Below are 19,425 nucleotides of genomic sequence, written 5' to 3'. Positions count from 1 at the left end.
AATATGAATTCTAAGAATACTTATTGTGGAGGATGAAATTGTGAAACAAAAATTGTCAAACGAATATTATTTAGAAAATGCACCAATTACTAAGGCAATTGCACATTTATCTATTCCTATGATGATTGGTATGTCAGTAGGTACAATATATAACGTTATTAATGCTTTTTTTATTGGACTATTAAACAATACAGATATGTTAACTGCTGTTACTTTAGGACTACCAATCTTCACTATATTGATGGCTTTTGGAAATATGTTAGGAGCTGGAGGCGGAACATTTATAACTCGTCTTGTTGCAAAACAAAATATAGAGAAAGCTAAGAAGATAGCAGGATATACTTTTTATAGTAGTATTATCATAGGAATTTTGCTTGGAATAATCTTAACAATAGCACTTACTCCTATTGTTAAGATTATGGGGGCAGATACTTCTGCTATTATTAATTATACAAAAAGTTATTCTTTAACTATGTTTATTGGTGGTTTTGCAATTGTAATGAACTTTGCATTGGAGCAAGTTGTGAGAGCAGAAGGAGCATCAAAAGAATCAATGTTCGGAATGGTTGTAAGTACAATTTTTAGTCTTATCTTTGATCCATTATTTATACTATTATTTAAATTTAATGTTGTAGGGGTAGCATTATCAATGATTTTAGCTAATATAGCTTCATCTATTTACTATGTTTACTACTTGGAAACAAAAAGTGACAATTTAAAAGGATTTATTAAGAATTTTAATATTTCTCTTAAAGATAAAATAGAGATATACAAAATTGGGGTTTCTGAATTGTTCCTAGCTGGTTTTCTAATTATTACAACTCTTCTTTTGAATAATTATTCAATTAGATATGGAGAAAGTGTAGTAGCTAGTTTTGGGATTGCTTTGAGAATTGTACAAGTACCAGAATTTATTGCAATGGGGCTCGCGCTAGGAATTATTCCTTTAATTGCATATAATTTTTCTAATGAAAACTTTAAGAGATTAAAAGACAGTATAAAACAATCAGCTTTATGGATTTTGGGATTATCAGGCGGAGTTGTTACTTTAGTTTATATTTTTAGAAATGTAATTATTCATCTGTTTTCTAATGATGCAGCAGTATTAAGTGTTGGGGTTTATATCATGGCTGCCATGCTTATTTCCGCATTTTTCAATGGATTTACAACATTATTTATAGGAATTTTTCAAGCATCAGGTCAAGGAACACCATCAACAATTATGTCAATTACACAGGGAATTCTTTTTATTCCTGTCATAATAGTATTGAATAATTTTTTTGGATTGCATGGTGTTATATGGTCTATGACCATTACAGAAATAATTACCTTTTTAACTGGAGTAATACTATATATTATTTTTAATAGTAAACTAAAGAAGAATCAAGTAGCAGCAAACTAGCATCAATAAATATTGTATCTATATAACTATTTAGTTTTAATAAAGTGAGTATAATAAGCAAAGAAGTAAGCGGGCTTATCACTTGCTACTGATATGGTAAAAACAAGTAGATAAAGCATATCATGGATAATGATTAATGTATAATTTAGTACGTAATTTTCTTAAAAAACGTATCAATCGCTGATGCGTCTTTTTGTTATATTAATTACCATAGTTTAGTTGATTTGTTCATGGACATATTCACTGATATTACATAGTTTTTATGTTCTCATAAATAGCAATTCCATATTATAACATTTACTTTTCAGTACATGACACGGATGCTCCTTTTACCCCAATAAGCTTGTTTTTACGATTCTAAATGGGGATTACCTAAGTTATGGAATTTTTCATAATAAGGTAACGGAGTTTTCATAGTAGTCCGGGAGAGGGAAAACCTCTTACATGGCGAAGGAAAACAGCAATTCATGTTCAATATATTTAGGAAGGGTGCGTGAGGCATTGAGAAATCCAATAATAATATTGAGCAGCCTTAATCTTAAGGAATATGATTTGTGGAGAGCCACATACATTGAGAGGTGTACGTGTGGTTCGGAGGAGAGTACTGGGGAAAGTCATCTAATTGGCCACACCCATTGCTTATCCTACTTCCCATACATAGAAGCTGGCTTTATCTAGTTGCAATTATTGACTGGTGTTCGCGCTTTGTTATAGACTGGGAAGTAGATGATAACCTCGAAATTTATTTTGTGTTAGAAACATGTAAAAATGCTTTAAAACGGACATCTCCAGAAATCATGAATAGTGACCAAGGAAGCCATTTTACAAGCTCCAAATATACAAATTTGTTTCTTAATGCAGGTTCCAAAATCGGTATGGATCATCGCGGACGTGCATATGATAATATTTTTATTGAAAGATTATGGCGGAGCGTTAAGTATGAAAATATTTATCTACAAGTTGAGAATATCTAAAGGAAAGTAATCTTAAATATTATTAGACAATTTACTAGAATACACGTTTATTGACCTAACTATAAATATACTAAAAAATTGTCTTGACAAAGGGGTCCACTTTAAATTGTTGTATGATCAAATATTATAACTACCTTATTATTGTTACTTCGTTTTACATATTTTTTTAGTACCTCTTCAATGAAGAAGGAATACAGGTAGTCTGGATTTACTGGTGAAGATCTAAAAAATCTATCTATTCTTTTTATTTTACTTTCTTCAGTTGCATCTGTGAAATCATCTTTCAATTTCTTAGATATATCTGAGATTACAATTGATTCTGATAATATTATCCCTATAATTATATAAACTAGATTTTTCAATCTTTTACTTGTTATAGGTAAAATTTCATATAGTATTTTTTCTAATTCTGCAGTAATATATTCTTGATTGTTTAGCATGGTCAAGTTCTCCTTTTCTATAAGTTTGTTTCGGTAAATTCAACTTATATTTTAGGGCTTGGCTATGTTTTTTCTACACTTTTTTATTGGTAATTTTACTCATGGATAGGTTACCCTTTTCAGTGTCCGTAGGGCAGGGCTATGAATGCGATAGCCGGACAGCCGACGCCGAATCCCTTTTTTCCAAACGGCAGTATGCCGCGCTCACCGGCAGGACGCGCGGCGCGGACGATGTAATCGCCTACCATCTCCGGCAGTCCTTTGTCCCCGGCGAGGTCACGCCGGAGGAAGCAAACCGGATCGGCTGTGAGCTTGCCAAACGCTTTACGGACGGGAACCACGCTTTCATTGCCTGCACTCACATTGACAAATACCACATTCATAATCATATCATCTGGAATTCCATGTCCCTTGACTGCACCCGAAAGTTCCGAAACTTTTGGGGAAACACCAGAGCCGTGCGGCGGCTGAACGATACGCTGTGCATCGAGAACGGTTTGTCCATCGTGGAAAATCCGAAGTACCATGGCAAGAGCTATAATAAGTGGCTGGGTGATCGGGTAAAGCCCTCAAACCGGGAACTTTTGCGTGTGGCAATAGACACGGCTTTAGCTCAAAAGCCCGCCTATTTTGACGCGCTCCTGAAACTCTTGCAGGATGCCGGATATGAAATCAAACCGGGGAAAATTCCCGCACTGCGCGGGAAGAATCAAAAGCGGTTTATCCGGCTGGATACGCTGGGCAACGGCTACAGTGAAGCAGAACTTCGGGCCGTTCTTTCCGGTGAAAAGGCACATCAGCCGCGCAAAAAAATAGTCTGGCCCGCGCCGGATAAAAAGGTCAATCTGTTGGTGGATATTCAGGCCAAGATCCGCGCCAGAAAAGGCGTCGGTTATGAACGCTGGGCCAAGGTGTTTAACCTCAAACAGATGGCGCAGACATTGAACTATCTGACCGAGCACAATCTACTGGAGTACAATGCACTGGTCGCTAAAGCGGCTTCGGCAACCGCCCGGTACAATGAGCTTTCCGCACAAATCAAAGCGGCTGAAAAACGGCTGGCCGCAATCGCCGTTCTGAAAACGCAGATTATTAATTACGCCAAAACCCGCGACACCTACGTCGCCTACCGCAAGGCGGGGTATTCAAAAAAGTTCCTAGCAGGACATGAGGGCGACATTCTTTTGCATAAGGCGGCGAAGAAAGTATTTGACGAGCTGGGCGTGAAAAAACTTCCCACTGTCAAGAGCTTGCAGGCTGAATACGCGGCGCTTCTGGCAGAGAAAAAGGTGACCTACGCCGATTATCGCAAGGCTCGCGATGAGATGAAAGAGATTTTGACCGTGAAAGCAAACGTTGATCATCTACTTGGTACCGGCAGGCGCGAAGCGGAGAAAGAAAAAGAGCATGGGCAGCGTTGAGCTTTCCATGCTCCCGGAAGCGTCCGCAGGACGCGTAGCCGCACAATTTATTGTGCGATCAAAGGGGGTTGGGGGCGCTGCCACCAACAAGCAAAAGGCCGGTTTCCGTTGAAGCGGAAATCGGCCTTTGAGTATTGTGGGTACCACAATGCATTGCTTGCTACTATGAGTTTGGCCCTATACAGCGTAAAATACAATCGCGCTGTACGCTTGAGCTTCCACGCTCGTCCTGGCAAACTGTCAGCCGACCCCTCATTGCGGCAATATATCACAGTTGACAACGTGTAAGGTACCGGAAATAACACGCTTGTTTTTTTAACAGGCTCAGGGACCAGTTCACCGATTCTTGACTTTAAAAGTCTATACAGCAAGCTTAGCAGTAAAAATCGTATCGTTGTAGTTGAGCCGTTCGGTTATGGTTTTAGTGATACGACAAAAGAACCCAAAGACCTCGATACAGTTCTTAGAGAAACAAGAACGGCATTATCAGAAGCAGGGGAAAAAGGGCCATATATTTTATTCCCGCATTCTGTGGCGGGGCTGGAAGCTATTTACTGGGCTCAAAATTACCCCGCCGAAGTTAAAGCAATTGTCGGGCTTGACCCAGCAGTCCCGGAGACTTATGCCGGTATGACGACGCCAAATATGATTCCGTTTTACTTTCAATCATTTCTTATTCGTATTGGTGCAGTGCGCTTTATACCGTCTATTTGCGACAGTTCAGATGCAATTAAGGCTGGACAATTGACAGATCAAGAAGATAAAATCTATCGCACTGTTTTATAGAAAAACTTTGTCGACGGATATGTTGAATGAAATTACTGCTATTAGCGGAAATATAAAAAAAGTATCAGAAAGCGGTATTCCAGCACATACACCTATGCTGTTTTTTGCATCAGATGGAGGTGGAACAGGTATCTCTACAGCTAATTGGCGTAGACCACTATCAAATTATATTTCAAAAATAAGCAACGGGAAAATAATATTTCTAAACTGTGGACATTATGTGCAGGATTATGAGTCTACGGAGATTTCCGAGAAAAGCCAATCGTTTATTGATAGCCTTTCAAACAAGTAATAATGGATTATAGTTTAAGATAATACTCAAGCAAAATGTCCCCTATGCCAACGCTGCCTCCCGGTGAATTAAGTTTCTCCTTTTGGGTTGTCAACGCCACTCTGTTGATAACAATTATTATTTTTGCTTAGGGCAAGTATTAGAGGGAGTTCATCGTTTTACGATCTCCCTCATACTACCCGGATTTATGCATTCATTCGTACTGTCACAAGTTTTTGGACAGGATTCGCGGCGGCAATGTATGCATTTACATGCAGAAAAGATTGAACCATTATTGGTGAATAATCAAAATTGCATAAAATTGTAATATTCCATACTGGATTTCGACTGCAGTATGGAATTTTCATCAGGTGCCTTAAGTTATTTTCTAAATCGCTTGACATATCATCAGGTACCTGATAATATAATAATCAGGTACCGAACATTCAGGTACATGACTATGAAATGTTACGTAAAACGATTTTAACGGAGGAATCATCATGGAGGAAAACAACAACACTTTGATGGAGCTATTCAGCAAAGCTGGTATGCTGCTGTTTCGCTATCAGCATCACGGCGGCAGAGAGCAGGGAGCGTTCGTAAATCCCCATCGTGGGCAAGGCCGCATTCTGGTCATGCTTAAAATGCAGCCGGAAATCAGTCAGAAGGACCTATCCTATCTTTTGGATATGCGTAATCAGTCCCTGAGCGAGCTGCTGACCAAGCTTGAAAAAGCCGGGTTCATTACCCGTACACAGTCCGAAACAGACCGCCGGGTGATGGACATTAAGCTGACCGACGAGGGCAAGGCGGCTGCCGAACAAGCTGAGCAGCAGAAAGAGGACACTGATCAGCTTTTTGAAATTTTGAGTGAAGAGGAACGCAAAAATCTCAGCGATTATCTCAGCCGTATCATTGCCGAGCTCGAAAAATTGACCGGGGGTGAACCGGATTTCGCGATGACGCCGGAAATGCTGGAACATTTAAGAATCCACGGCGTAACCCCTGAAATGCAGGAGCACTTAAAAACTCACGGCATAACCCCTGAAATGATCGAGCAGATGAGAGCACGCGGCTTCGACCGACGCGTATTTGGCAGAGGCCCCGATCACGGCGGATTCGGAAGGGGTTTCGGACCAGACCGCACACCACACAAACCCGACGATAAGCCGGATAAAGAATAACTCTATCGGCTCAGACATTGTTAACTGAAATGGGTTTATTAATGAAACGGAGGTATATCTTATGAATCATGAAATGACAGACCAGATTACAACCATCACAAACGCCCGGATTTTTGACGGAGAGCGCGTTCTCGATAAAGATACTGTCACGATCAAGGGAGAAAAGATACGAAACGTCGGAGGCCCGGCTCCTACCGGTGCGGAGATAATTGATGGGAGCGGCTGTACACTGCTGCCGGGATTAATCGACGCACATTCCCATCCGAAGATGGAAACCCTGAAGCTTTCCCTGACCTTCGGCGTTACTACCACGTTTCAGATGCAGGGATTCTGGAGCAAGGAAATCACCGAGCGAAGAGATGTGACGGATTGCCTGACAGCGTTCGCGGCAGTCGGAGCGCCGGGCGGCCACCCGTCCGAGCTTATAAGCCCGGAAGCCGCCGCTCAGCATAAAGCGATCATGGCAAAAATGGGAGCCGGAGTGAAAGCTCCCAAAAAATTTGCCACAACGCCTGAAGAGGCAGCCAGTATTGTTGCGGAGCGTGTGGGGCAGGGAGCGGACTATATTAAGGTCATGATCGAAGACGGAACCGTATTTGGCCATCCGGGTACGCCTGACCTCACGGATGAAGTGATTGCGGCTACCTGTGCCGAAGCTCACCGTTATGGCAAGATGGCTGTTGCGCACACCATGTCCGTTAAGGCTACCGAACGCGCCATAAACCGAGGCATCGACGGTTTGATGCACATCTTCATCGATAGACCGTATACAAAGGAGATCATCGACGCTATTGTCAATTCAGGCGTGTTTGTATGCCCCACAATTGCTGCCGGTGCGTCTACCATAGGGGATAGCAACTCCCCTGAGTTTGCAAAGGACGAGCGCGTAAGCTCGAAATTGAGTGAGGAATGGCTGAACGCGTTAAATAATCAGATAGGTGCTTATCCTCAGGGTAAGACGGAATATCTTTTGGAAACGGTGAAGGCTCTCCATGATGCGGGCGTCGATCTATTAGCTGGCAGCGATGCGACGCTTCCTTCCATTGGGGGTATGGTGCATGGCGCCAGCCTTCATCATGAGCTGCAGTTACTCGTCAGGGCCGGGCTGACACCAATCGAGGCGCTCAGGGCCGCCACGTCCGTTCCCGCACGCCGCTTCGGCATTTTTGACCGTGGCCGAATTGTGGATGGAGCTCGCGCCGACCTGTTGCTGGTGAAGGGTGACCCGACCACCAATATTGCCGATACTTTATCAACCGTTGCGGTTTGGCGCCAGGGAGTCCGGCTTGCGTCAATATTGATAAAATGCCCGTATGCTTAGATGCCGGACTTTAAGGAGTGAAAATACGATGAAAATAGCCGAACATTTAGAGATGCTGGAATTACACATGAAGGTCATGAGAGTGGAGCGGATCGTTTACCCTACACTCATATGGGATGATGATAACGTAATATTGATTGATACCGGAACGCCCGATAATTTAGAGGCGATTAAAAAACAAATGGAAACTGCCGGAACATCCTTTGCAAAATTAAATAAAATCATAGCCACCCAGCAGGATATCGACCATATTGCGGGAATCAAAGGTATCTTGCGCGAAAATCCGGAGGTAACGGTTCTGGCCCATGAAAAGGACAAACCGTATATCCAGGGCGAGATAAAGGTTAAAAGGTTGAACCCCGGATTCATGGACCGCATCAAGGATTTGCCCGAAGAAGAACAGGCAAGAATTGTGGATATGTTTGAAAACTCCAGCGTTAAAGTGAACAGTGCCCTTCATGATGGCGACGTACTGCCTTTTTGCGGGGGAATTACGGTAATTCACACTCCCGGTCATACGCCGGGACACATCTGTCTGTATCATCAAACGAGCAGAACCCTCATTGCGGGGGATGCTTTGAATATTCTTCACGGAGAGCTGGTCGGACCGAACGCTGATCCCATGCGAGAAGATGGGGTGAATGCAAATGATGCTATTGATTCACTGAAAAAGCTTGAGGATTATGACATCGTGAATATCATAACGTATCATGGCGGATTATTTAGCGATAAGCCAAATGAGAGGATTAAAGAGGTCATTCGAGACAGAAAGCTTTACAGTTACATGAAATGACTGCTGTTTCCCTGACTCTGCATCTTTCATAAACATGATCTGAGCTTGTCTTGTTAACAGGCGCTGCTGCAAAAAAGTACGGCATCAGCGCCTATATTTTTTGCGCCTTTTTTCAGGCGGAAAGGAGTAATTTATGCTTAAAATAATCAGGCGGCTGCCAGCTGCAAAGACCGCTTTGGCCATTCTGTTTTTGTTTGTCCAGATCGGCTGCGCGCTTTATCTGCCCTATGTCACCACGGACATTGTCAACAAAGGCGTCATGTCGGGCGATACCGCGTTTATCTGGTCAAAGGGCGGGCTTATAATGATCGGGCTTTCGATTTTAAGCCTTGTGGGCGCACTGCTCAACACGCTTTTCTTTTCAAAAATATCCTACTACCTCGGAGCTGAGCTGAGAACGGACGTATACGGGAAAGTCCTGAAATTCTCCAAAAACGAGTTTGACAAATTCGGAGCTTCCAGCTTAATCACCCGCACCACCAACGACGTCACGCAGGTACAGACGCTGGTGGAAATGGGCTGCAAATTTCTGCTCATGGCTCCGGCTTATCTCATCGGGGGCATTCTCCTCACGGCGCTTTTATTTAAATGTAAAATTGGTGCTTGTCTTCCTTTGCGTGGTACCCTTTCTTATAATCAGCTATTTAATCATCAACCGCTTTGCTAATCCGCTTTACAGCAAAATGCAAAAAATGCTCGACAGCCTGAACCGCTTCTTCCGCGAAGGGCTTACCGACGTGAAAGTCATTCGGGCGTTTGGAAAAGAGGACGCCGAGTATGAAAAATACAAGTCCGCCAACCGTGAATATACCAAAGCGTCTATCAGTGCAGGGCTGATGTACGGACAGTGATTTAGCTAAATAAGAAAAAAATGAATAATAATTATGCTGCTCATAATATTACCATTGGCAACTAATGCATTATTTTAATTAAAATGATATTGACACCTAAATATGAATTTTATGTAAGAATAAAAGGTTAGACTTCCCCTGTGCGTATCCCAATAGGTACCCTGTATTTACCTATTGTTTTTTATATATCATAAAGTATAAAGTCAAATTCAAGCCTGTACTTTTTAGTATCAGAATCATAACACCTATTGAACCACTTTAAGCCACAGCTGAATAAACTATATACTCTAACTATTTTGTTCTTTAGTCTTTTTGTAGCTCCAACAATTTTACTCTTCTTATTTTTAAAGCAGTCTGCGCCTAATATTATCATCCATGTGTAAGCTATACTTAAACATAAATACAAGTTTTTAAAATATACAACATCCTCTGTCCATGTTCCTTCCATATCAAAGCCAGCTGATTTCAAATCTTTGAACATTTCTTCTATAATAAACCTTTTTTTATATTCTCTAACTGCTTCTTTACTATCCATATTAGTTGCTAAGTACCATGTATCTTCTGATTCTTCTGCTTTACATACTGCTAAGTTACATTTATATTCTTCAGCACTCAATAACACTCCATTATATTTTTTTACAAGCTTTTTTATAGGATTTATATTTTTTAGGTACATAACAAATAGTATATAATTAGAGTTCTAATTATGAATAGGAGGTGAATGCAATTAAAAGCTCTGGTATTCTAACAGAAAAAATTGCGTGGCTTTTTCTGGAGTGGAGAAGATTTAACAAAAAAAGACTGGTTATCTATGATATTACTATTCAACAAATGGCACTATTAAACGAACTTTATAAAAACGAATCCCTGTCACCAAATGAAATAGCAGACTATTTGCATTGCGACCGTCCTACTGCTTCGGTTATCATTAAAAACCTTGAAAAGAAAGATTGGATTTATCGAAAGAAAGATGAAAAAAATGCAAAATATCATAAAATAATAATTTTAGAAAATGGTAAAGAGGTTTTACAAAAAGTTAATTCCTCAGTTCAACCACTTACAATAAGCCCATTTGATGTGCTAACCTCTGAAGAAAGCGATCAACTATTTTATTTGCTAAAAAAATGTGAAGATAGAATGAAAGAAATAACACATTTAAAGGAGAATAACAATGAATAAAGTATTAGAAACAATTTATAGCCTACACGCTGTACATGGAAATTTCACATCCAAGCCTGTTGAAGAAGAAAAAATTAAAACTATTTTAGATGCCTGTGTCAACGCTCAGAATGCCTCAAATAGACAAAGTTATTCAATTATTGTAATCAGAGGTGAAGAGAATGTACAAAAAATTATTAGTTGTGGTTACAAAGCACCAATTTCACTCCTTTTCTGCGTAGATTTTAATAGAATTCATGATATAGGAGAGCACCTGGGTTATCCAAGTGACGATGATAATTTAGTTAGCTACTTAACTGCACATACTGATGCTGTTTTAGCAGTGCAGACTGCTGTTATGGCGGCAACTTCCCTAGAACTTGGGACTCTTTGCACAAATAGTATACATCATTTATATCGTAAAAACTTTGCCGACATGTATAAAGAATTAAATCTGCCAGAGGAACATTTTTTCCCTGTTACTGCTTTGTTACTTGGTTATGAAGATAAAACCAATGTCCCTAATTATAAAAACGGTAGACTTAAAGATGCCGGAATTGTACATTATGATACCTATAAGAAACTTACAACAGAAGAAAAGGAAGCAATAATAGAAACTGTAAATAATCCAGAAAATCATTTTAGTACCAAAGGAAGAAAAAAAGGAAATTGTGCTACTTACCTTGAATTTTACTATACTAAATGGGCACCATCTAAAAAAGCTGAAGTCATAGAAAAAATGGATGCTATGTTGTATGAAAAACTAACATCATTTATTAAAAAATAATTTTTAGGTTCCTTAGAATCAAGCATAGAATTTCTTATTAAATGGCGATTATCAATAGTCGACATGAATGAAAACAGACTACATTATGAAAGTAAACTCCATAATGTAGTCCGTTCTTATTTCATTAACAATTGGTGAACATTAAATTACAAGTACGACGTTTCCTCCTTTAGTACAAGTTTTTCATTCTGCAAATTATTTTGTACAATTATAGAAGATTAAGACCACTGCCTTTGCACTTTGTTTCAAATCGTTCCCTTATTGTTACGAGAACATAGATGCACTTTTACGAGCATGAATTCGGGATATCAGGAAATAGACATAAACTACACAGAAAATAGCGCAACTTACCAATACGATTCCTATAACTCCAAATGCATGATAAACATTTGCCCCGATTAGCGAGCCTAAAGACCCGCCCAAGTAATAAAACACCATATATAGAGAACTATATCTGCTATGATTTTGGGGATTTAATTTGTAATTGCGTCCTTGGTTGATAGTCGTGTTCATTCTTGAACCGACATCCAGAATAAAAGTGACGAGAATCAATACAATGATTTGAGTCCAACCGGCACCCAGCACAAGAAAAGAGATTAGCATAATTGAGAGTGCAAGGATATTCCACAAGTCCACTTTTTTGCTATCTGCCAACTTTCCGGAAAATCCCGCCGCTAGTGTTCCCGCAATTCCGATAAACCCAAAAGCGCCGACAACGACACTTCCATAATAGTAAGGCGCATTCTCTAATATAAAAGATAATGAAACCCAGAAAATATTGAATACGCAAAAGGCGGATGTACCGAAAAGGATAGTTTCTCTTAACACTTTTTCTTGCTTTAGCAGGGGAAGCAGAGAGCCCATTATTTTTTTATATGATTTTGCTTTTTCTGTTTGATCGTCCGGTAGAGTAAAATATAAATAGATTGCGGCTATTAACAAAATAACGGCCGCAATTTCGTGTACCGCTTTCCATCCTAAAAACTGTCCGATGAACCCGCCAAACACTCTGCCAAACAGAACACCAAGAAAAATTCCAGTCAATAAATGGCCAACCCTAGCGCTCCGGGTTTCGGCTGGTGTGTGTGAGGAGACAAATGGAATAATCACTTGGGCAAAAAACGTAGATAACCCTAAAAAGAAACCTATTACCACTGCCGGATAAAATGATGATACAATAGTAATTAGAAAGATGAAAATTGCCGAAAAAACAAGGCCGGATAAAATGAGTATCCGCCGGCTAAACATATCTCCAAGTGGTACTAACAGAAACAGGCCGATTGTGTAACCTATTTGAATTGCCGTGACCAGCAGCCCGGAAGTAGCTATGGAAACCGAGAAGTATTTGGCAATATTAAAAAGCAAAACCTGATCGTAATATAAATTGGCAACGGCGACGGCACACACAGCCGTTAATATGATTAAAAGTGATTTTGAAAATTGTCTATTTTTAATTTGCATTCTTTTACCTCCCTAAATTTTCAAATTTAACTCTCAAAGAGAGTATATCGGTTTTAATACTGGAGTAAAAGAGATGTAATTATCCTAGGATAATTTATACCATCGACCGAGAAAAAGTGTGCGGCTGGATAGTGTAAAGTGAGGTATGAAAAAACAAGATTAAAGAAAATCGTAGATTGGAAATCTTAAAAGGCTAAATAGCACATCAAAATTTAGACAATAGAACGTAGTCCGCCACCCTTGACTGCATGACAAATAAATGCTCTGAAAATTAGCAACCATTATGTGGGATATCTTTATTCCATGTACTTCTTCCGTAGCATGAGCTGTTTGTCTAGTAAATAATTTAAGGTTTACGTGATAAGTAAGACAAAGACCCATGATGTGGGCATTGAACTTCTTATACTTAAAGTTAGTTGCTCTAGAAGAAAGTTCATGTAAGTCCATCTTAAAAAAATCTATGGTAAATTCACGATATATGTAGTGTAGCTTGTACTTATGTCTATCAGCTCCATCCAAATCTTTAGGAAGCTTAGCCAGATTTCTAAGGTAATAACAGCACTTAGAATTAACGCATTTATGTATTCTAAAATGCTTATGATCTTTCTTAGGAGAAAGAGTTTGTCCACAGTATGGGCAGGTGAATACTACAGGCTTACTAGTATGGTTGCTTTTGTTGAAAGTTTGGCTGCAGACTTTACACTGATATTGTCCCTTATTACCGTTGTTATCGTAGATATATTGGTGCGGAGCACCACAACGGTGACATACAGTAGTCTCAAGAACAGTTGCTGTCTCAGACCTGCGATTTACCGGTCTTACAGTCTTACCATATTTATGCTGATAGTAAGCTAAAAGAAGTTGATAATCTACTTTCTCAAAACGAATAATTTGGGGGAGATTATCCACTTTAAACTTTTGATATTCTGGACTATGTGAATCCTCAAAAGCCCACTGCTTAAGAGGAATATATTTGGCAATGAACCAAATTAATTGAGAATTTATTTTTAAAAGATATTGGATATATAGAAGTAAATAGGTTATAATTGAATCCAAGACAATGACATCCTTTTATGTTATTTTTGTTTTGTTAGAGATTCAATTATAACAAAAAGGGTTACAGAGTTTTTTATTCAAAAAAACTCTGTAACCCTTGCTATGTAAAGATCAAATTAAAAAATAGTGTAAAAAACTTTACACTAACTTCGGCTGTTTAGGAGGTATCATATGACAAAGAGTAAGGAACTCGGATATTTTATAAAAATGAAGCGCCTGACATTGTGTCCTGAGCAATTCAAGATTCCTGTAGATAGTAGAAGAAGAGTAAAAGGACTCAGGCGAGAAGAGGTTGCCGATTTAGCAGGAATTAGTGTTGATTGGTATGTACGTATTGAGCAAGGCAGAGAAAACGTAAACCCATCAGACGCCGTTCTAAATTCATTGGCCAAGGTATTACAACTAAATTTTGAAGAGAAAGAATATCTATTTCATTTGGTAGATAAAATTCCGCCAATGGATGATGAGCCATATATAACGGTTTCAGAAACTCTACAAAAATTTCTGGATAGTCAGAATCCAAGCCTTGCCTATGTCATGGATCATAACTTTACCGTCATTGCATGGAATAAAGCAGCTACAAGGGTCTATGGCGGCTATGAAAATGCAAATGAAAAAGAGCGGAACTTAGTTTGGAGGGTATTTCACGATCCATATACCAAGCAAATTTTGGATGACTGGGAAGGATATGCCAAACTAAGAGTGGAACAATTGAGGACAAAACTGAGTATATATCAGAACAATGCTTTTATGGTGGATATCATTAATGACTTACAAAATGATAAATTTTTCAAGAATTGGTGGAATAGTCCAGAAGTCATTGGGACTCCAGAAGGACAAAAGCTCTTACATCACCCAACAGTCGGAGATTTATACCTTAGTCATATAACTTTAGAAACGACTGAAATAAAAGGTGCATATGTTATGATTCAGATGCCTGTTGATGAGAGTACAAAAAATAAATTGCAACAACTGACACTTTAGAATTTGGTAATTTTCAGACCTGAAAGTAGGCAAGTGAATGTTTTTTAACGGTAAACACGCCCTTTGCCATATCCTCGGCACGTAAAGCCGCCTTTTGGGCCTCCATTTTCTGCTGCTTGCCGCTTTTTATCCGTCCCTCGTATTCCTGCTGCTTGCCGTTGGCTTTGCGCCGCAAATAATTCCGGTGCAGCCTGTCCTTGTGTTCCTCCTTCTTACGCAGAGCTTCCTGTTAAGGGAACTGTTTTAGATAATATATTGTATGGACAAGTTAAAAAGAAACCTAAAGATGTGGAAGAACTTATAAAAAAATTAGGGTTTCAGGAGTATATTAGTAGATTGCCTAAAGGTTTGGCAACTGAAGTAATTCAAAATAATTCTGGAGTCTCAGGTGGACAAGCACAAGTTATAGCTTTCATAAGAGCTATTCTTTCTAATAAAGATGTAATAATTTTAGATGAACCAATTTCAAATGTAGATGCTGAAACAAGAGATTTAATTTTAGGTGTTTTAAGGAACAAGGATTTTGATAGAACATTAATTATTGTTTCTCATGTCATAGAAGGGATAGATTTTATTAATAGAGTTATTGAAATATAACGATACTTTGGAAAATAGTAATAAATTAGGACAATATATAGAGGCAATACCAGCATCTGTGCCATGTACTGAAAAGTATATGCCATATAAAGTAAATTGGGAGCCTATCATAGTAATTTCAAGTAATTAAGAGTTAAATTTTTTGAATTTTTATCAAGATTTAAGACATTTGAAAAATAAAAAATCACTTATCGGGGTAAAAGTTAAACCAAAATCGAAATTTAACATTTAAAAAACTGGTCAAAATATTTGTAGTGTCTAAATACAATGGGATATCTAATACAGTCCTATAATTTTTAATTGTGAACGTTCAGAAAGTATAAATTGTAATATTATAAACGGTTGTTGCTATTATTCGATATGTTAGGATAAAATGAACGGCTATAAATGTAAAATATTTACACGTTTATAGCCGCTTTCTGTTCCATTACTACACAAACCCCTCTTACTATATTTTTAGTATCCCACTTCATTAGATATCGGGTATGATTATCCGAGGTGTAAAATTGAGAAAATTAATGTAAGATCATTTGAAAAGAGTCTCAACTAAGAGGCTTTTTTATATCAAATATAGTCACATATAGCATGTCTTTTACAATCTATTTTATGGTAAATTGGACATTCTTCATTCTTGCAACCAAGAGAATGATACTCTCCTAACTTAGCTCCGCATATATTACATTTTTGTAGCTTGTTATTTTTATATTGCTTTTCTTTTCCATATTTTATTCTTGTACATTTTTTTTCACCTGACAAGCTCCCATCTTTTAAATGTACTTTTCGTAATTTGTATCCCTCACCTAATTTAACTAATTTTGCATGATAGTCATTACTTTCTCTTCCCCATCTATAGACTACATTCCCACATACAGGACAGGTCAGTGAATCTGCTTCGGCTATAGGAAATGGAAGAAACATTAAAAACATGCCCTTATATCCGCTTAAATTATAGTTTCATATTGATTTCTTTTATTTTTTCTTTGACTTTATTATATAATTCTACAAAAATGTTTAAAAATCATTTCATCTGATGACTACCTGCTCTAATACTCCCACGCACACAGCGAAAGCGACTATCACCAAATCAAAGATTTGGGATATCTGCTTTTCTCCAAGTGTACGTTGCGAGCAGCTACGTCCCTGGATAACGATTTTTCCTAAAAGATAACGCCTTCTAAGTGCTGAAGCACTTAGAATCCTGTTAATAAGCATCAGGTGGAGTCAAAACTCCATCTGATGCCTAGAACTCTGTTTATATTATGAGTTCAAAACCGTATAAAATATTATTGACATATATATCGGCAGGTGATATATTATAATATATCGTATGACGATATAACGGAGGATGATAGATTTGGACAATAGTACACCTCTAACAGAGGCTTCATTTTATATTTTATTGGCGACACAAAAACCAAACCATGGATATGGAATTATTCAGGATGTGAGCAAAATGACAGATGGAAGGGTAACGTTGGGACCAGGGACCTTATATGGTGCTATTAATTCAATGCTTAAAAAAGGATGGATTAGTTTATATAGTGAGGATACAAAATCAAGAAAGAAAAAGGAATACCTGATTACAAATATGGGAACAGAAATATTTAAAAAAGAAGTCAAGAGGCTTGAGGAACTTATAAATAACGCGAAAAGATGGATGATTAGGGGGAGATAATATATGTTAAAATTTAAATTGTATTATGACAAAGATGCAGAAGAAGCTTGGCTAAAAAAAATGTGTTTAGATGGATGGGAATTTAAAAAATTTTTTCTTGGATTTTACACTTTTAAACCATGTGAACCTGGAGAATACAATTATCAAATAGATTTGCTTGATAATTGGAAAGGTGATACAGTTGATTATTCATCTTTTATGAGTAATGTAGGAGTACAAGTTGTAGGTCAGTGGTGGAGATGGGTATATTTGAAAAAGAAAGCATCAGATGGTCCTTTTGAAATGTATACAGATGTGGAATCAAAAATTGCTCAATACAGAAGGATTGGAAATTTTTTTAAGGTGTTTTCCTTTGTAGAAGCTATTTGCTTTTTTGTGGAACTAATAGGAGCAGTTAATACAGGTGACTATATAGTTGTAATATTTACAGTATTACTTGCAGGAATATTTTTGACAATGCTAAGAATTGTATGGAAGTGTAAATTGAAAATTAAGAGACTTAAACGCGAAGGAATGTAGCCAATAATATAGTAATTAAAAATTCAATCTTGCGTAAAGAATACCTTTTTTAATTGCTTTTGCTAATCCTTTAGGATTTTCCCAAGCCATTGAATGTCCTGCTGCTTTTACAATTTCGATATTTATATTGTGTTTTTTGAGCTCAACTTGGTCATCATCTGGAAGAGATTTTTCACCAAATATAAATGTCTTTTTACACTTAAGTGAATACAGCATCTCACGCCATGATGGATTTCCTCCCTCAACTGCAGATTTTGAAATTCTACTAATTGCTGTAGATGAGCAAACTGATAAGGCTGCTGCCCACATAGAATTATGGATAGTATTTTCATTGATAACTTCATCGAATATACTATTCACAAAGTCGTCTTCTATAAAGCTCCCAAATTCATAACTTGATGAATCTTCACTGCTTTTATCTAGATTTGATTCGCTTAAAATAATTGCCTCAATACTATCTTTACATTTATCTGCAAGTTCAATTGCAATAGGTCCACCTAAACTATGTCCAAAAATAATAAATTTATGTAGATTTAAACTCTTAACAAAATTATATAAGTACCCTGCATGTTCTTTTACAGTATACAAATAATTATCAGGTTTATCGCTAAAGCCGCTTCCAAGCAGATCTACTAATATTCGTCTGTGATTTATTAAATCAACCTGTGCAGCTACTTCTGGATAATCAAATGATCCGGCACATCCTAAGCCATGAATAAATAGTATAGGTGTGTCTTCACCAGGAAAATCATGATATCTCATTTTATTTTTCAAATTGTCTACTATGTATTCTTTCATAAAATCCTCCATATTTAATAAATATCCAGCCTTAAATCTGCCATATAAAGTGATAAATATTTTTTAGATACAAACCTCAAACAAATTCATTATAACATATTTATTGATAATTTTTGAGTTTATGAAAAATTAAGACCAATTTTAAATATGTCTTCTGATAAATGTATGTAGAAATTTCACTTGAAGCTTACGCTGCGTAAGCATTTATACTTATAGATAAGGTTATATTATTTCAAGGAGGAGAAAATATGGATCTTAAGATTCAATATAATTGTTTAAATGTTAATTGGGATGACGTATGTGAGATATTGAAAAAAGCTGGTATGTCATATTTTGAAGGAAAAGTGCATGAGAAAGCTTTTAAAAATAGTCATACTACCATATTTGTTTTTGATAATAATAAATTAATTGGTTTTGGTCGTGCAATTTCAGATGGAGTTTACCAGGCTGCAATTTATGATGTAGCAGTATTACCTGAATATCAAGGAAAAAATGTTGGAAGAACAATTGTTAATGGTATTTTAAATCGTATTCCACAGTGCAATTTTATATTGTATGCTTCACCTGGTAAAGAAACCTTTTATGAAAAATTAAATTTTAGAAAAATGAAAACAGGAATGGCATTGTTTTGCAATACAGAAAAAATGCAGGCAAAAGGCTTTATTGAATAACTCCTGGCAAGTAAAAGACAGAAACATTTTTCCAACCAATTTGAAAAACACAAGTGCCTTAAGCCGTTTGAATTGAATGGCTGAGGCCACTTTTTTTGCTTGAATGTAGAAAAGCGAAAAACGGTTGGGAAAATTTCGGCAGATGCCTTTATTATTAAGGACTTTAGGGATATAATGAAAATAAGGAATGGGTATTTTACTGTGGTTGAACCTTAACATGAGATGTATTTAAATTTTTAATATTATTCAGGTTACTATCTTTTTTATACTGTTGAA

The 19,425-nt window shown here is 37.6% G+C and carries 22 protein-coding genes and 4 pseudogenes; 18 read left to right on the top strand and 8 right to left on the bottom strand.

Translation table 11 applies throughout. The features are described 5' to 3' along the window. Positions 1–40: 40 nt before the first annotated feature. Both WY13_RS13320 and WY13_RS13315 read left to right on the top strand, forming a co-directional pair. Positions 41–1,402, top strand: a complete 1,362-nt coding sequence (locus tag WY13_RS13320; RefSeq protein WP_063556118.1) for an MATE family efflux transporter — start codon at positions 41–43, stop codon at positions 1,400–1,402. A gap of 578 nt (positions 1,403–1,980) precedes the next feature. Beyond that, positions 1,981–2,361: pseudogene (locus WY13_RS13315) on the top strand (transposase); the annotation flags it as partial. A 116-nt stretch (positions 2,362–2,477) separates the two neighbouring features. Here the strand turns inward: WY13_RS13315 and WY13_RS13310 are convergent. Then, positions 2,478–2,816 (bottom strand): hypothetical protein, encoded by a 339-nt coding sequence (locus tag WY13_RS13310; protein WP_063556116.1) that lies wholly within the window; start codon positions 2,814–2,816, stop codon positions 2,478–2,480. 137 nt (positions 2,817–2,953) lie between these two features. Here WY13_RS13310 and WY13_RS13305 point away from each other — a divergent pair. From WY13_RS13305 to WY13_RS13295, 3 genes and pseudogenes are all read left to right on the top strand, one after another. Further along, positions 2,954–4,237 (top strand): annotated as a pseudogene (locus WY13_RS13305) (relaxase/mobilization nuclease domain-containing protein); the annotation flags it as partial. Positions 4,238–4,552: 315 nt separating this feature from the next. Further along, positions 4,553–5,023, top strand: a pseudogene (locus WY13_RS21085) (alpha/beta fold hydrolase); the annotation flags it as partial. Positions 5,024–5,042: 19 nt separating this feature from the next. Next, a complete protein-coding gene (locus WY13_RS13295) occupies positions 5,043–5,315 on the top strand; it encodes a hypothetical protein (protein WP_156499042.1) in 273 nt (90 codons plus the stop codon). A gap of 185 nt (positions 5,316–5,500) precedes the next feature. On the opposite strand, the gene WY13_RS21080 is transcribed toward WY13_RS13295, so the two are convergent. Beyond that, positions 5,501–5,698: a hypothetical protein gene (locus WY13_RS21080; protein ID WP_156499041.1), complete on the bottom strand. Its 198-nt coding sequence runs from the start codon at positions 5,696–5,698 to the stop codon at positions 5,501–5,503. 96 nt (positions 5,699–5,794) lie between these two features. Here WY13_RS21080 and WY13_RS13290 point away from each other — a divergent pair, with 96 nt between their 5' ends. The 5 genes from WY13_RS13290 to WY13_RS22100 all read left to right on the top strand — a co-directional run bounded on the left by WY13_RS13290 (position 5,795) and on the right by WY13_RS22100 (position 9,443). Next, positions 5,795–6,478 carry a MarR family transcriptional regulator gene (locus WY13_RS13290; RefSeq protein WP_063556112.1) on the top strand — a complete coding sequence of 228 codons (684 nt, stop codon included), beginning with the start codon at positions 5,795–5,797 and terminating at the stop codon, positions 6,476–6,478. 61 nt (positions 6,479–6,539) lie between these two features. Further along, entirely contained in the window at positions 6,540–7,799 is a 1,260-nt protein-coding gene (locus tag WY13_RS13285) for an amidohydrolase family protein (protein WP_082848505.1), read from the top strand. 28 nt (positions 7,800–7,827) lie between these two features. Next, entirely contained in the window at positions 7,828–8,592 is a 765-nt protein-coding gene (locus WY13_RS13280) for an MBL fold metallo-hydrolase (RefSeq protein WP_063556111.1), read from the top strand. 133 nt (positions 8,593–8,725) lie between these two features. Next, entirely contained in the window at positions 8,726–9,259 is a 534-nt protein-coding gene (locus WY13_RS13275) for an ABC transporter transmembrane domain-containing protein (RefSeq protein WP_063556110.1), read from the top strand. After that, on the top strand, positions 9,192–9,443 hold the full coding sequence (locus tag WY13_RS22100; protein WP_347459377.1) for an ABC transporter transmembrane domain-containing protein: 252 nt from the start codon (positions 9,192–9,194) through the stop codon (positions 9,441–9,443). The genes WY13_RS13275 and WY13_RS22100 overlap by 68 nt, the downstream gene beginning before the upstream one ends. A gap of 181 nt (positions 9,444–9,624) precedes the next feature. Here WY13_RS22100 and WY13_RS13270 read toward each other — a convergent pair whose 3' ends face one another. Then, a complete protein-coding gene (locus WY13_RS13270) occupies positions 9,625–10,119 on the bottom strand; it encodes a hypothetical protein (RefSeq protein WP_242866496.1) in 495 nt (164 codons plus the stop codon). A 41-nt stretch (positions 10,120–10,160) separates the two neighbouring features. Here WY13_RS13270 and WY13_RS13265 point away from each other — a divergent pair, with 41 nt between their 5' ends. Both WY13_RS13265 and WY13_RS13260 read left to right on the top strand, forming a co-directional pair. Beyond that, positions 10,161–10,622, top strand: coding sequence for a MarR family winged helix-turn-helix transcriptional regulator (locus WY13_RS13265; protein ID WP_063556108.1), 462 nt, complete (start codon positions 10,161–10,163; stop codon positions 10,620–10,622). Then, positions 10,615–11,388 (top strand): nitroreductase family protein, encoded by a 774-nt coding sequence (locus WY13_RS13260; protein ID WP_063556107.1) that lies wholly within the window; start codon positions 10,615–10,617, stop codon positions 11,386–11,388. Before WY13_RS13265 ends, WY13_RS13260 begins: the two co-directional genes overlap by 8 nt. Positions 11,389–11,652: 264 nt before the next feature. Here the strand turns inward: WY13_RS13260 and WY13_RS13255 are convergent, their stop codons facing one another. Then, a complete protein-coding gene (locus tag WY13_RS13255; protein ID WP_063556106.1) occupies positions 11,653–12,849 on the bottom strand; it encodes an MFS transporter in 1,197 nt (398 codons plus the stop codon). Between the two features lie 159 nt (positions 12,850–13,008). Beyond that, positions 13,009–13,905, bottom strand: coding sequence for a transposase (locus WY13_RS13250; RefSeq protein WP_242866495.1), 897 nt, complete (start codon positions 13,903–13,905; stop codon positions 13,009–13,011). Positions 13,906–14,076: 171 nt separating this feature from the next. On the opposite strand from WY13_RS13250, the gene WY13_RS13245 reads away from it, so the two are divergent. After that, complete coding sequence (locus WY13_RS13245) at positions 14,077–14,889, top strand: helix-turn-helix domain-containing protein (protein ID WP_063556105.1); 813 nt, start codon at positions 14,077–14,079, stop codon at positions 14,887–14,889. 13 nt (positions 14,890–14,902) lie between these two features. Here the strand turns inward: WY13_RS13245 and WY13_RS21830 are convergent. Further along, a pseudogene (locus WY13_RS21830) lies at positions 14,903–15,118 on the bottom strand (hypothetical protein); the annotation flags it as partial. Here WY13_RS21830 and WY13_RS13240 point away from each other — a divergent pair. Together WY13_RS13240 and WY13_RS21545 are read left to right on the top strand one after the other, a co-directional pair. Beyond that, positions 15,031–15,486, top strand: a complete 456-nt coding sequence (locus WY13_RS13240) for an ATP-binding cassette domain-containing protein (protein ID WP_082848517.1) — start codon at positions 15,031–15,033, stop codon at positions 15,484–15,486. The pseudogene WY13_RS21830 and the gene WY13_RS13240 overlap by 88 nt on opposite strands. Further along, complete coding sequence (locus tag WY13_RS21545; RefSeq protein WP_156499040.1) at positions 15,476–15,616, top strand: hypothetical protein; 141 nt, start codon at positions 15,476–15,478, stop codon at positions 15,614–15,616. The genes WY13_RS13240 and WY13_RS21545 overlap by 11 nt, the downstream gene beginning before the upstream one ends. 434 nt (positions 15,617–16,050) lie before the next feature. Here WY13_RS21545 and WY13_RS13235 read toward each other — a convergent pair whose 3' ends face one another. Further along, on the bottom strand, positions 16,051–16,413 hold the full coding sequence (locus tag WY13_RS13235) for a hypothetical protein (protein ID WP_156499039.1): 363 nt from the start codon (positions 16,411–16,413) through the stop codon (positions 16,051–16,053). Between the two features lie 427 nt (positions 16,414–16,840). Here WY13_RS13235 and WY13_RS13230 point away from each other — a divergent pair, with 427 nt between their 5' ends. Together WY13_RS13230 and WY13_RS13225 are read left to right on the top strand one after the other, a co-directional pair. Beyond that, positions 16,841–17,161 (top strand): PadR family transcriptional regulator, encoded by a 321-nt coding sequence (locus WY13_RS13230; RefSeq protein WP_063556102.1) that lies wholly within the window; start codon positions 16,841–16,843, stop codon positions 17,159–17,161. A gap of 3 nt (positions 17,162–17,164) precedes the next feature. After that, the gene (locus WY13_RS13225) at positions 17,165–17,680 is read left to right on the top strand and encodes a DUF2812 domain-containing protein (RefSeq protein ID WP_063556101.1); all 516 of its coding nucleotides are present in this window, start codon (positions 17,165–17,167) and stop codon (positions 17,678–17,680) included. A gap of 15 nt (positions 17,681–17,695) precedes the next feature. On the opposite strand, the gene WY13_RS13220 is transcribed toward WY13_RS13225, so the two are convergent. Beyond that, positions 17,696–18,478, bottom strand: coding sequence for an alpha/beta fold hydrolase (locus tag WY13_RS13220; RefSeq protein ID WP_063556100.1), 783 nt, complete (start codon positions 18,476–18,478; stop codon positions 17,696–17,698). Positions 18,479–18,726: 248 nt separating this feature from the next. On the opposite strand from WY13_RS13220, the gene WY13_RS13215 reads away from it, so the two are divergent. Beyond that, on the top strand, positions 18,727–19,149 hold the full coding sequence (locus tag WY13_RS13215; RefSeq protein WP_063556099.1) for a GNAT family N-acetyltransferase: 423 nt from the start codon (positions 18,727–18,729) through the stop codon (positions 19,147–19,149). Positions 19,150–19,425: the final 276 nt, after the last annotated feature.

It is taken from the genome of Clostridium ljungdahlii, from assembly GCF_001636845.1.
GTDB classification, from domain to species: Bacteria; Bacillota; Clostridia; order Clostridiales; family Clostridiaceae; genus Clostridium_B; species Clostridium_B ljungdahlii_A.
The sequence above is the reverse complement of the archived record's forward strand: the minus strand, read 5'-3'. Positions and strand labels throughout refer to the sequence as shown.